The sequence below is a fragment of the Proteocatella sp. QWL-06 genome (genome assembly GCF_058684135.1).
The window spans coordinates 1,650,181-1,662,500 of the sequence record NZ_CM178755.1 but is presented as its reverse complement, the minus strand read 5'-3'; the positions used below and the strand labels follow the sequence as shown (position 1 = coordinate 1,662,500).

The following is a 12,320-nucleotide window of genomic DNA, read 5'->3' as shown; positions in this document are numbered from 1 at the left end:
CAAACAGTCCAGAATGTAATAATATAATCTCTGTAAAGTAGATGTGCTTTACAGAGAGGACTGGAAAAATGGAGATCGATAAGTTTGTTCATCTGAATAAATTGTTCATTTTATACAAAAATCTTTTAACAGAAAAACAATCGACAATACTGGAGTACTATTTTGGAGAAGATCTTTCTCTCGGTGAAATCAGCGATGAGATGAGCGTTTCCAGACAGGCGGTATTTGATACTATAAAAAGATGCGAAGGAATACTGTTTGATTATGAAAGCAAGCTCGGGCTTTTCCGCAAGGAAACTGAGGAAAACCAGAAGCTGGAAAAAATCATGAGTATCCTGGATGAAATAAGTAAGGATTACAATCTTAAAGATGACAGAATAGATGTCATCAGGGATATTTGCAAGGAGCTATCAGAATGATATTTGAAAATCTGTCAGACAAACTCCAGAATGCCTTTAAAGGTCTTAAAAGCAGAGGAAAGCTCAGCGAAAAAGATATAGATCTGGCAATGAGGGAAGTCAAGCTGGCTTTGCTTGAAGCAGACGTTAACTTTAAAGTAGTAAAAGACTTCATAAAGCAGATAAAAGAAAGATCCATGGGAGCAGAGGTTACAGAAAGCCTCACGCCAGGACAGCAAGTAATTAAAATAGTGAATGAAGAGCTGACGGCGCTCATGGGTGGAGTTGAAAGCAAGATAACATTTGCGAGCAATCCTCCGACTATAATAATGCTTGTCGGACTTCAGGGAGCTGGAAAGACTACTACGGTAGCAAAGCTTGGAAAAATGCTAAAAAAACAGGGCAAGATGCCAATGGCAGTAGCCTGTGACGTCTACAGGCCGGCAGCTATAAAGCAGCTGAAGGTAGTTGGTGAGCAGGCCGGGATTTCGGTCTATGCCGATGAAGAAAGCAAGAACCCGGTAGAGATAGCAAAAAAAGCCGTAGAAAAAGCCAAAGTCCTTGGAAACGACGTAGTTCTTATAGATACAGCGGGACGTCTTCATATAGACGAAGTCCTCATGCAGGAGCTTAAGGATGTAAAATCAAGCGTAATGCCGCAGGAAATACTACTCGTTGTAGACTCCATGACAGGACAGGATGCAGTAAATGTAGCTCAGAGCTTCAACGAAGCGCTTGGAATAGATGGAGTAATCCTGACCAAGCTGGATGGAGATACAAGAGGAGGGGCAGCCCTTTCCATAAAATCAATTACCCAGAAGCCTATAAAATTTGCGGCTGTAGGAGAAAAGCTCGACGACCTTGAGCAGTTCCATCCTGACAGGATGGCATCGAGAATCCTCGGAATGGGCGATGTGCTGAGCCTTATCGAAAAAGCGCAGGGCGCATTTGACGAAAAGCAGGCAAAAGAATTAGAAGAAAAAATAAAGAAACAGGAATTCGACTTCAATGACTTCCTTGATCAGATGCAGCAGATAAAGAAGATGGGATCAATAAAGAGCCTTCTTCAGATGATGCCAGGCATGCCAAAAGAACTCAAGGATATGGATATAGATGAAAAGCAGTTTGACAGGATTCAGGCGATAATCTTCTCTATGACTAAGGAAGAGCGTGAGAAACCATCTATAATCAATGTCAGAAGAAGGCAGAGAATCGCAAAAGGCTGCGGTCAGGATATAAAAGAAGTCAACAGGCTCATAAAGCAGTTTGAAGAGAGCAAGAAGATGATGAAGCAGATGACCAAGATGAGCAAGGGCGGGAAAAAAGGCAGAAGAGGACAGGGTCAGTTTCAGATGCCTATGAACCCGGGAAAAATGAAGTTTCCTTTTTAATAAAAGGTTACAATAAATGATAAATAATTTAAGGAGGTGAAACAAATGGTAAAAATAAGACTAAAGAGAATGGGTGCTAACAAAAAACCTTTTTATAGAATAGTAGTTGCAGACTCTCGTTCACCAAGAGATGGTAGATTCATCGAAGAAATAGGTTACTACAATCCAGTATCTACACCAAAAGTTGTAAACATCAACGAGGAAAAAGCTGTTAAATGGTTAAACAACGGAGCTCAACCAACTGAGACTGTAAAGAATTTATTCAAAAGCAATGGTGTATTAGAGAAGTTTGAAGCTTCTAAGAAATAGTTTGAACTATAATTACCATTTCTCTTAGGAGGAAAAGCATGGGAGAATTAGTAGCAGTAATAGCAAAAGCACTTGTTGACTATCCCGAACAGGTAACTGTTTCAGAGACCATTGGACAGGAATCTACAATCGTAGAACTCAGAGTGGCAGAAGAGGATATGGGAAAGATTATAGGAAAACAAGGAAAAATTGCCAAAGCTATAAGATCTGTTGTAAAAGCAGCAGCGAATAAGGAAAACAAAAGAGTTATTGTAGAAATCGTACAGTAATATAGAGACCTAGAGACTTTAAGAAAGTCATCTAGGTTTTTGTATATAAACCAGACGCCGTAGACTGGGAGTTTATTATGATAATAACGAAGATAAAAAGAAACAGGCTCAATTATGATGTCTATATAGATGAAGAGCTCGCATTCACTCTGACGGATGAAGGGCTTTATAAATCCAGGCTTAAAACCGGAGTGGAGATTGAGCAGACGGAGCATCTGAACGAAATCATAAGAGAAGATGAAATCAAGAGATGCAAGAACAGAGCTCTCAGGATAATAACGGATTCTCCAAAATCAGCAGCAAAGGTAGCTGAAAAACTTAAAAAAGAGAATTTCAGCGATTCCGCAGTCAGCCATGCACTTGATTTTCTTGGAGAATACAGCTTCATAGACGATAAGAGGCTGGCTGAGAACATAACAAAAAAAGCCGTGAGGTCAAACAGCTCTGTAAGGCAGATTAAAAACAGCCTGTACAAAAAAGGCATAAAGAAGGAAGATATAGAAAAAGCTGTTTCTGAGGTTGACTCTGATCAGGAAGAAGAAAATGCCATCAAAGTCGCAATCAAAAAATACAATACCCTTAAGGGCAAAAGCGATGAAGAAGTACTCAGAAAAGTATATTATACATTAAGCTACAAAGGGTTTTCATACAGCGCCTGTGACAAGGCTATGAGCAAGATAAAGAGCATGCTCGGAAATTATGAGGATTAATTAATCAGATATAAAAGAAGGTGAGAGATATGAAGAAACACAGAATTGGCCAGATAGTAAATACCCATGGGTTAAAGGGCGATATGAAGGTATACCCGTTCACGGATTATCCAGAGCGATTTGAAGAAGTTGAATATTTGTATATGGAAAATCAGGGAGATAAGAAATATTTCATCGAAAACGTAAGATACCAGAGAAACATGGTGCTTCTCAAGCTGAAAGGGATCGATACGATCGAAGAGGCCGAAAGCCTCAGAGATATAAACCTGTATATAGATGACAGCAACCTCAGAGAGCTTGACGAAGACGAACACATGATATCTGATCTCATAGGTCTGAATGTATATCTCGAAGATCTTACTCCTGTAGGGACTATAGTGAATGTGCTCAAGTATACCGCAAATGACGTATATGTGATAAGGGGCATTGAGGATCAGGAATATCTCATACCGGCACTAAAGCAGTTTGTGCCTGTGGTTGACATAGAAAACGGCAAGATCATCATTACTCCTATAAAAGGGATGATCGACTGATGAGATACCATATAATGACGCTTTTTCCTGAATTTATCGACTCATCTACGCAGCACAGCATAATAAAAAGGGCGATGGACAAAGGAATAATAAGCATCAATAGCTATAATATCAGGGATTTTTCGCTGAGCAGGCATAAAAAGGTAGATGACTATCCTTTTGGCGGGGGTGCAGGGATGGTAATGTCTCCTGAACCAATCGACAGATGCTTTGAGCATATAATGAGTGAGGGCGTAATAGACAGGAGCAAGTGCAGGACGATATATATGTCCCCGAGAGGTCAGCAGCTTACTCAGAAAAAAGTCCAGGAGCTCACTCAGTATGAGGATCTCATAATTCTTTGCGGGCATTATGAAGGAGTCGATCAGAGGGCTGTGGACATGCTGATAGACGAGGAAATTTCCATAGGAGACTATATCCTTACTGGAGGAGAGCTTGGAGCGATGGTTGTGGTAGATGCTACGGCCAGGCTCATAGATGGAGTCCTTAACAAAGAGGAATCCCACATGGATGAGAGTTTTTCTGACGGGCTGCTTGAATATCCACACTATACGAGGCCGAGGGAGTACAAGGGACTTGAGGTTCCAGAGGTTCTCCTTAGCGGAAATCACAGCATGATAGATCAGTGGAGATTTGAAAAATCTCTTGAGATTACGTCTCAGAGAAGGCCGGATCTTTTCAAAATGTTTGATTTTACAAAGCTCAGCAAAATCAACAAGAGAATATATGAAAAGGTATTGAATAAAATGAAATAATGTGGTAGAATATCTAAGTTAATATTACCGAATGTTCCGCTGGTCGGATTGGATTAAGAACATTCCAGAATCTATGGAGGATACAATGGATATCATTAGAGCAATTGAACAAGAACAACTTAAGACGGATTTACCTGCTTTTGGACCTGGAGACAATGTAAAGGTTCACATAAGAATAAAAGAGGGTAAAAGAGAAAGAGTTCAGATCTTCGAGGGCGTTGTGCTTAAGAGACAGGGTGGCGGACTTACAGAAATGTTTACAGTAAGAAAGATATCTTTCGGAGTAGGCGTTGAAAAGACTTTCCCTGTACACTCTCCATCAATTGAAAAAATTGATGTAACAAGAAGAGGTAAAGTAAGAAGAGCTAAGCTTAACTATCTTAGAGACAGAGTTGGTAAGGCTGCTAAAATCAAAGAGAAAAAACACTAAGAATAATAGCGGACAAAAAGGAACTGGACTTTCAGTTCCTTTTTTAATAATGAATCCAGAATATCGGCACAGGAAATGCCCTCAGGGGGCGATAGGAGAATAAAATGGAAGAAAGAATGCATATAAACTGGTACCCGGGACACATGAAGAAGACAAAAGAGCTTCTTCAGAGCAGCCTTGCACTGGTTGACATAGTAGTAGAGGTCGTGGACAGCAGGATTCCGCTTGCCAGCAAAAATCCTGATATAGACACCATAGCTGCAAACAAGCCCAGGATCATAGTCCTGAACAAAGAGGACCTTGCAGATCAGGCGGTAACGGGAAAATGGATAGATTATTATCAGAAGAAGGGATTTATAGCAATAGCTATGAACGCAAACAGCGGAAACGGCCTCGACAGGCTCATAACTGCGATAGACAGAGCTTATTCGGCGCAGAAGGAAAAATTCCTGTCAAAAGGAATGATAAACCGTGCTCCAAGGATAATGATCGTTGGAATACCTAACTCGGGTAAATCGTCACTGATAAACAAGCTCACAGGAAGAAAATCAGCACAGACTGGAGACAGGCCGGGAGTCACCAAAGGAAAACAGTGGGTTAGAGTGAAGGGAAATCTTGAGATGCTCGATACTCCCGGAATACTCTGGCCAAAATTTGAAGACGACAGAGTTGCAATGCTGCTTGCCTTCACGGGAGCCATAAAGGATGATGTACTGAACGTCGAGGAAATCGGGTTCCAGCTTCTTGACAGAATAAGGAAGATAGATCCGGCCATAATCGAAAAAAGGTATTCTGTAGAGATAGATCCTGATGAAGAGACAATAGAGGTAATGAACAGGATAGCATCTGAGAGAAAATTCATCCTGAGAGGAAAAGAGATAGATTATCACAGGACAGGACAGACGATTCTCAATGAATTCAGGGCAGGACTCATGGGCAGGATCACACTAGAAAGCCCTCAGGAGCAAAATAAAAAAACAGATTCAGAGGAATAGCTATGGAAAAGCCATTAAGCATAAGCGAAATAAAGATCAGGCTGGATAGTCTTGATGAAATAAGCAGAGAAGAATATGTCAGAGAACTGATGGCCGATGAGAGAAGCGGCGTAAAAAAAATAACAGAGACATATCAGAGGCAGAAGGCAAAGGCGGAAAAAGAACAGGCAAGAATAAGGGCAATGATCGAATTTGACCATTCATTTGCATCGGAAGGCATGATTGTCGCAGGAGTGGATGAGGTAGGAAGAGGACCTCTTGCCGGCCCTGTTGTCGCTGCCTGCGTTGTAATTGACAGAGATGCCACGATAGAAGGCGTGAATGATTCAAAAAAGCTGTCCCAGGAAAAACGGGAATACCTGTATGACATTATCGTGAAAAAAAGCAGGCACTGCTCGATTGGAATAATAGAAAATGACGTCATAGACAGGATAAATATTCTCAACTCGACATTTCTTGCGATGAGTTCAGCCATCAATCATGTATCCAAAGAGCTTTCTGAAAAAGGAAGCAGGATAGATATAGTGCTTGTGGATGGAAACCAGAAGATAAAGGACCTTGATATAAGGCAGCAAACCGTAGTGGGAGGAGATGCCAGGAGCTATGCCATAGCATGTGCGAGCATAGTGGCCAAGGTATACAGAGACCGCCTTATGGAAAATTACGATAAAAAGTACCCTGGATACGACTTTGCAGGCAACAAGGGATATGGAACCGCATCGCATTATGAAGGGCTTAACAGGCTGGGTTTTACTCCGATACACAGAAGATCATTCTGCAAGTCGGTTTTATAGAAAAAGGAGATAAAAATTGGAAGGCAGCAAGACGGTAGCATTTCTGACGCTCGGTTGCAAGGTAAATACCTACGAAACAGAAGCGGTAGAAGAATTGCTGAAAAACAGCGGATACAATATAGGCAGATTCGAAGAATATGCGGATGTATATATAGTGAACACATGTACAGTGACGGCGATGTCAGACAAAAAATCAAGGCAGATGATAAGAAGGACCAGAAAGCTCAATCCATCTGCAGTGGTTGTAGTAATGGGATGCTATTCACAGAAGGCTCCTCATGAGATACTCGAGATAGAAGAAGTAAACCTCGTGCTGGGCACCAGCAACAGAAAAGCTATACTTGGCGAAATCGAAAACATAACCTCACAGGACAAGCGCATAATAGTTGAAGATATAATGAAGATAAGGGATTTTGAAGAGCTTGAGATAAGCGAAGTCAGAGACCGTGCGAGGGCGCTCGTAAAGATACAGGATGGCTGCGACAGGTTCTGTTCATACTGTATAATACCGTTCACCAGAGGACCTGTAAGAAGCAGGAAGCTGGAAAATATAAAAGAAGAAGTCGGCAGGATCGTAAAAAATGGGTATAAAGAGGTAGTGCTCACGGGAATCCATGTGGCATCCTATGGAAAAGATTCAGGAGATATGTCACTCATAGACGTCATAGAAAGCATAGCAGAGATAGAAGGGCTTGAGAGGATAAGGACCAGCTCAGTCGAGCCACTTATCATAACAGAGGAATTTGTTCAAAGGCTTGGCGCAGTAGACAAGTTCTGTCCTCATTTCCATCTTTCCCTTCAGAGTGGAAGCGACAGCGTCCTTTCGAGGATGAACAGGAGATATACCTCGCAGGAGTACAGGGAGGCTGTGAACACGATAAGAAGGACATTCCCTTATGCAGCCATAACTACCGATGTGATAGTAGGTTTTCCGGAAGAAACAGATCAGGAATTCGAGCAGACTTATGAGTTTTTAAAAGAGTTGAAACTTTATGAGACACACATATTCAAATATTCGCCTCGAAATGGCACAAAGGCAGCCGAGATGCCGGATCAGGTAGACCCATCAGTAAAAAACAGCAGAAGTGAATGCCTCATAAAGCTGAATGAAAAGAACAAAAAAGACTTTGAAGACCTCCACGTAGGACAGATTGTGGATATACTCATAGAAACTCATGAAAATGGATATGCCACAGGACATACAAAAAACTATATAAAGGTCGGCATAAAGACTCTGGAGAACCTTTCGAATCAGATAATAAAGTCCAGAATAACTGATATTTCAGAAGATTTTGCAATCGCAGAAAGAGCTTAATAAAAATACTGTATTTATTCCTTGATAATATGTGCTTCTATGGAATATAATAGAAGGAACAAATATGAATGGAGGTATAATATGGATTGTTTATTCTGCAAGATTGCAAGCGGCGAAATACCATCTACCAGAGTATATGAAGATGAAAAAGTGCTTGCATTTCGCGATATAAGCCCTCAGGCGCCTGTTCACATAGTGCTGATTCCAAAAGCTCATTACGCAGACATACTTGAGATTCCGCACGACAGCACTGAGATAAATGACATGATCAGGGCGGTGCAGATAATCGCAAAACAGGAAGGTATGGAAGACGAAGGATTCAGGGTTGTTACAAACTGCAGGGAATTTGGTGGACAGACTGTAGACCATCTGCACTTTCATATTCTTGGAAAGAGGAAACTTACGTGGCCACCAGGCTAAAAAAGGCTTGTAAAAAAATTAAAATAAGTGTATAATGTCATAGTAACGTTTTACCCATAAAACAGAACTGCTTCAAACAATCTAAAAAGTGTTAGTAGTGAGGGGAGGGATAAAGATGGCAACAGAAGTAAGAGTTAAAGAGAATGAATCTTTAGATAGCGCTCTTAGAAGATTTAAGAGACAATGCGCATTATCAGGTGTAATGGCAGAGGTTAGAAAAAGAGAGCACTATGACAAACCAAGTGTAAAAAGAAAGAAAAAAGCTGAAGCGGCAAGAAAGAAAAAACGATAGTTGATAGAAGGTGAAAACATGACTCTAAAAGAAAGATTAATGGAGGATATGAAGGTTTCCATGAGAAACAAGGAAACTTTGAAAAAATCCGTAATCACGATGATTAGAGCTTCTGTTAAACAGAAGGAAGTAGATGACAGAGTCGACGTGAATGACGATGACGTTATCGAGCTTATAGCAAAGCAGCTAAAGCAGCGAAAAGATGCATTAGTTGAGTTTGAAAAAGCTGAAAGAGATGACTTGATAGCTCAAACCAAAGCAGAAATTGAGATCCTCGCTTCATATCTTCCACAGCAGCTCACAGATGAAGAACTGGAAGCTGTAGTTAGAGACGCAGTAGCTGAAGTAAATGCACAGTCTATAAAGGACATGGGCAAAATAATGGGTAAGGTTATGGCTGTCGCTAAAGGCAGAGTTGATGGTAAAAGAATCAACGAAATGGTTAAAAAAGTTTTAAATTAAACACACACACAGAAATTAAAGAATCCTGAAAAGGATTCTTTTTTGATTTCTGGATATATTACATTGCGATGCTCATATTAACTTTTATGGCTATATTACTATTTCTTGTAGTTCAGGCTACTGAAATCCAGATTCATTATATATCTGTGATGTCCTTCGCCGTATTCATCCTCATTCATATCTATTATGTCAAATCCGATCTTGTCTTTATACAGTTTTATTGCAGCTTTGTTCTCTACATCCACAGTGAGTCCCATTTTGCTGAAGCCCTGTTCTTTTACGTTCTCTATCACGGCTTTAAGAAAATGAAACCCAAGTCCCTGACCGTGGAAGTCAGGTGAGATTGCATAGTCAAAAAGATAGCATTTATCGGTATCTTCCCAGTCTCTCATAAGTATTGCAAGACCTATGATTTTTTTATTGCTCTCTTCTCTCAGCATGTATACGTTTCCATGTCTGATCTGAGGGACAAGGCCCCATTCATCCATGCCGAGGTCTCCAAAAATTCTTAATCCAAAATTGACCATACGCTTGAGCAGGTTGGAATTATAATCCTGAACAAGGTAAACCTTCAGGTTTTCTATGTCGCCGTCCAGATTCTGGATGACTTTCTTTGGCAGTACTGTTTTTTCTTCTAAATACATAAATCACTCTCCTAAATAAAATAAATTAAATTTTTTATCAGAACAAGGAATATTCCGCATAAAAGCTGGCGAGGATTTTTGCTTTGCCAGCGGTTGAATGCAGTGCATTCTATATTGGATAACCTTGTCATATCAACGATTGCGTGGTGGTGAAGGTTGGTGATGATTAAACAATTAAATATTTGCAATTTTTGAGTACAGTAATTTAATAATATCAAAAATTTATATATATGTCAAATGTTTTATGTAAAATAATGCTCGAAAAACGTGTGTTGGTATTATTTGGTTTTATTTGATAAACATTAAATTATGTTATATACTGTTAAGTGAACAATTTTAGCTGTTAAATATATTTTACGGGGGTAAAGAATGAAAAAAATCAGATTGAAATCAGCCTTGTGTGCTCTTACCGTGCTTGTTATGTCGTCATCGGGACTTAGCGTTCACGCGGAGCAGCCGGCATATAAGACATATTCAAAGACTGTGGCAGGAAAAGCTGTAAATGTAGCAGAAATACCAAAAGGAAGCATGAGTGGATACATAGCAATTGGCCAGAACAAAGTAGGTGGGGTGCAGCCCATGTCAGCCATGGCAAAGGCGTTTTCGGCAAAAGTAGCTGTAAACGGCACATTTTTCAATGCGTATGAAAAACAGGGTCCGTTTCTTCCAAATGGGAACCTGATAAACAAAGGGGAGCTCATACACAAGTATGACAACGGAACGAGCTTTACTATAACGAAAGACGGATCGGCACAAATAGGAAGGATAAAGACGAGCATTTCAGCTACGGCGCATGAGACACAGCACACGGTGGGCGTATATGGAATAAACAGGAAAGTAGGAGCTCAGGGAATATATCTTTATACAGACAGATGGGGAAAGAACCTGGGAATAAAATCAGGGATAAATATAATGGTGGACAGGGATGGCAAAGTCATAAAGAAGGTTTCCGGAGAAGATGCTGAGATTCCGCAGGGAGGATTCGTGCTTAACGTAAGCGGTTCAAGCAGTGCCCTTTCAAGGTTTGCCTCAGCATGCAGCGAGGGAAGTACAGTGAGCTGGAAATACGAGGTTTCCGGACTTGATAATAATGACCTCATGCTTGCAGTGGGCGCAGGACCGATGGTTTTAAAAAACTCACAGAAGATAACGGATATGCAGAGCTATAAGGATGAAGGCTTTACGGAGGCAAAGATACTTTCGAATGCAGGCGCAAGGTCTGCGATAGGCATAAAGGCAAATGGCAATATAATCATAGCCACTACTACTGCGAAGGTGAGCGAGCTCGCAGGAATCATGCTCAGCCTTGGATGCACTGATGCCATGAATCTTGACGGAGGAGCTTCCAGTGGGCTGTATGCCAATGGGAAATTTATTTCCTCTCCGGGAAGAAACCTCAGCAACATTCTGTACTTTAAATAGAAAACAAATTTATAACGAAAAAAAGGGATACCGTCCGACTTATGTCAGCATGGTGTCCCTTTTGAGATCATATTAAATATATTATGCGTAAGCAAGCTCCGCAGTATTTATGCTGAGTGAACTCATCACTATTGCTGAGCATACCATCGAAGCCGCTGATATGGCAAACTGAAGATCGTTCTCGAATGAAACTTCTTCGTTCAGGTACTTCTGGAGCAGTTCATCAAAAAAATGAACCAGTTCATGGCTTTTCAATGAGAGACCGCTGTTAAATTCTACTGCGTCTGTGTGAGAATATTGCTTTACTGCCTTATGCAGATCTTTTTCGTAAACAAGGTGCTTCTTGAGGTTATCCTGATAAGTGTCTCTGTCGTGATGAGGGAGACAGAAGTAGTCACATACGTAGTGTGCTATGACTCCAAGCCTGTAGGAATACATATTCATTTCAGCCATGCTTACAGTTGGGTCAACAGATGAAAGCTCGCTTATCATCTGAAGTATATAATCAAAGTTCTGATGCTTATAATGCTTGAGGTGTTTGTGGTAAAGAGGGATATCAGGACTCATGTTGCCAGTCTTGAAGGTGAGTCGATTCAATAAAAAATCAGTATTTTTTTCTATGTTTGAATATATAATTTCTGACATTCTCATATGGGTTGGAATTAGCATCTATCGTCCTCCTTGTACGTTTAACAATATTAATTTTACTACAATAGAAAATCTATTACAAGAAATATTTTAAATATTTGAGCAAGAAAATTGACACACTCAAAACAAATTTACATGAAAAGTTGAAATTAATATGAAATTGTGGTATTATATTTCAGTGAGTATACCGAATAGTCGCATGGATAAAACCATGAGGAAAGTCCGAGCTCCGTAGGGCGAGGGTGCTAGGTAACACCTAGTGGAGGCGACTCTAAGGAAAGTGCAACAGAGATATACCGCCTGTAATTCAGGTAAGGGTGGAAAGGTGAGGTAAGAGCTTACCAGCAATTGGGTGATCAATTGGCTATGTAAACCCCATCCGGAGCAAGACCAAGTAGGATCAAGAAAGGGGGCTGCCCGTCCCTATCCGTAGGTAGGTCGCTTGAGCCTGCTGGTGACAACAGGCCTAGATAGATGGCTATTCAAGACAGAACTCGGCTTACAGGTATACTCATTAATCACCAATGCATATA

At 40.6% G+C, this 12,320-nt stretch carries 17 protein-coding genes and 1 other RNA gene; 16 read left to right on the top strand and 2 right to left on the bottom strand.

What is annotated here, in order from left to right; genetic code table 11:
• Positions 1–68 precede the first annotated feature (68 nt).
• From ylxM to AC4PGZ_RS07810, 14 genes are all read left to right on the top strand, one after another.
• A complete protein-coding gene (ylxM, locus tag AC4PGZ_RS07875; protein ID WP_492158085.1) occupies positions 69–419 on the top strand; it encodes a YlxM family DNA-binding protein in 351 nt (116 codons plus the stop codon).
• Entirely contained in the window at positions 416–1,789 is a 1,374-nt protein-coding gene (ffh, locus tag AC4PGZ_RS07870; protein ID WP_492158084.1) for a signal recognition particle protein, read from the top strand. Before ylxM ends, ffh begins: the two co-directional genes overlap by 4 nt.
• Positions 1,790–1,834: 45 nt before the next feature.
• Positions 1,835–2,098: a 30S ribosomal protein S16 gene (rpsP, locus tag AC4PGZ_RS07865; RefSeq protein WP_492158083.1), complete on the top strand. Its 264-nt coding sequence runs from the start codon at positions 1,835–1,837 to the stop codon at positions 2,096–2,098.
• A 38-nt stretch (positions 2,099–2,136) separates the two neighbouring features.
• Positions 2,137–2,367, top strand: coding sequence for a KH domain-containing protein (locus AC4PGZ_RS07860; protein ID WP_492158082.1), 231 nt, complete (start codon positions 2,137–2,139; stop codon positions 2,365–2,367).
• Between the two features lie 77 nt (positions 2,368–2,444).
• Positions 2,445–3,077, top strand: coding sequence for a regulatory protein RecX (locus tag AC4PGZ_RS07855; RefSeq protein WP_492158081.1), 633 nt, complete (start codon positions 2,445–2,447; stop codon positions 3,075–3,077).
• Between the two features lie 29 nt (positions 3,078–3,106).
• Positions 3,107–3,610, top strand: coding sequence for a ribosome maturation factor RimM (gene rimM, locus AC4PGZ_RS07850; protein ID WP_492158080.1), 504 nt, complete (start codon positions 3,107–3,109; stop codon positions 3,608–3,610).
• Positions 3,610–4,365 carry a tRNA (guanosine(37)-N1)-methyltransferase TrmD gene (gene trmD, locus AC4PGZ_RS07845; protein WP_492158079.1) on the top strand — a complete coding sequence of 252 codons (756 nt, stop codon included), beginning with the start codon at positions 3,610–3,612 and terminating at the stop codon, positions 4,363–4,365. The genes rimM and trmD overlap by 1 nt, the downstream gene beginning before the upstream one ends.
• Before the next feature lie 85 nt (positions 4,366–4,450).
• Positions 4,451–4,795 carry a 50S ribosomal protein L19 gene (rplS, locus tag AC4PGZ_RS07840; protein WP_492158078.1) on the top strand — a complete coding sequence of 115 codons (345 nt, stop codon included), beginning with the start codon at positions 4,451–4,453 and terminating at the stop codon, positions 4,793–4,795.
• A gap of 104 nt (positions 4,796–4,899) precedes the next feature.
• The gene (gene ylqF, locus AC4PGZ_RS07835; RefSeq protein ID WP_492158077.1) at positions 4,900–5,790 is read left to right on the top strand and encodes a ribosome biogenesis GTPase YlqF; all 891 of its coding nucleotides are present in this window, start codon (positions 4,900–4,902) and stop codon (positions 5,788–5,790) included.
• A gap of 2 nt (positions 5,791–5,792) precedes the next feature.
• Positions 5,793–6,584, top strand: coding sequence for a ribonuclease HII (gene rnhB, locus AC4PGZ_RS07830; RefSeq protein WP_492158076.1), 792 nt, complete (start codon positions 5,793–5,795; stop codon positions 6,582–6,584).
• A gap of 16 nt (positions 6,585–6,600) precedes the next feature.
• Positions 6,601–7,899 (top strand): tRNA (N(6)-L-threonylcarbamoyladenosine(37)-C(2))-methylthiotransferase MtaB, encoded by a 1,299-nt coding sequence (gene mtaB, locus AC4PGZ_RS07825; protein ID WP_492158075.1) that lies wholly within the window; start codon positions 6,601–6,603, stop codon positions 7,897–7,899.
• Between the two features lie 81 nt (positions 7,900–7,980).
• Positions 7,981–8,319, top strand: a complete 339-nt coding sequence (locus AC4PGZ_RS07820; protein ID WP_492158074.1) for a histidine triad nucleotide-binding protein — start codon at positions 7,981–7,983, stop codon at positions 8,317–8,319.
• A 115-nt stretch (positions 8,320–8,434) separates the two neighbouring features.
• Positions 8,435–8,611 carry a 30S ribosomal protein S21 gene (rpsU, locus tag AC4PGZ_RS07815; RefSeq protein WP_028829789.1) on the top strand — a complete coding sequence of 59 codons (177 nt, stop codon included), beginning with the start codon at positions 8,435–8,437 and terminating at the stop codon, positions 8,609–8,611.
• Positions 8,612–8,629: 18 nt separating this feature from the next.
• Positions 8,630–9,073 (top strand): GatB/YqeY domain-containing protein, encoded by a 444-nt coding sequence (locus AC4PGZ_RS07810; RefSeq protein ID WP_492158073.1) that lies wholly within the window; start codon positions 8,630–8,632, stop codon positions 9,071–9,073.
• A 98-nt stretch (positions 9,074–9,171) separates the two neighbouring features.
• Here AC4PGZ_RS07810 and AC4PGZ_RS07805 read toward each other — a convergent pair whose 3' ends face one another.
• Positions 9,172–9,717 carry a GNAT family N-acetyltransferase gene (locus AC4PGZ_RS07805; protein ID WP_492158072.1) on the bottom strand — a complete coding sequence of 182 codons (546 nt, stop codon included), beginning with the start codon at positions 9,715–9,717 and terminating at the stop codon, positions 9,172–9,174.
• Positions 9,718–10,086: 369 nt separating this feature from the next.
• On the opposite strand from AC4PGZ_RS07805, the gene AC4PGZ_RS07800 reads away from it, so the two are divergent.
• Entirely contained in the window at positions 10,087–11,139 is a 1,053-nt protein-coding gene (locus AC4PGZ_RS07800; RefSeq protein WP_492158071.1) for a phosphodiester glycosidase family protein, read from the top strand.
• An 81-nt stretch (positions 11,140–11,220) separates the two neighbouring features.
• On the opposite strand, the gene AC4PGZ_RS07795 is transcribed toward AC4PGZ_RS07800, so the two are convergent.
• Positions 11,221–11,808: a zinc dependent phospholipase C family protein gene (locus tag AC4PGZ_RS07795; RefSeq protein ID WP_492158070.1), complete on the bottom strand. Its 588-nt coding sequence runs from the start codon at positions 11,806–11,808 to the stop codon at positions 11,221–11,223.
• A 158-nt stretch (positions 11,809–11,966) separates the two neighbouring features.
• Between AC4PGZ_RS07795 and rnpB the strand changes: the two genes are divergently transcribed.
• Positions 11,967–12,305: RNase P RNA component class A (gene rnpB / locus AC4PGZ_RS07790), an RNA gene on the top strand.
• Positions 12,306–12,320: the final 15 nt, after the last annotated feature.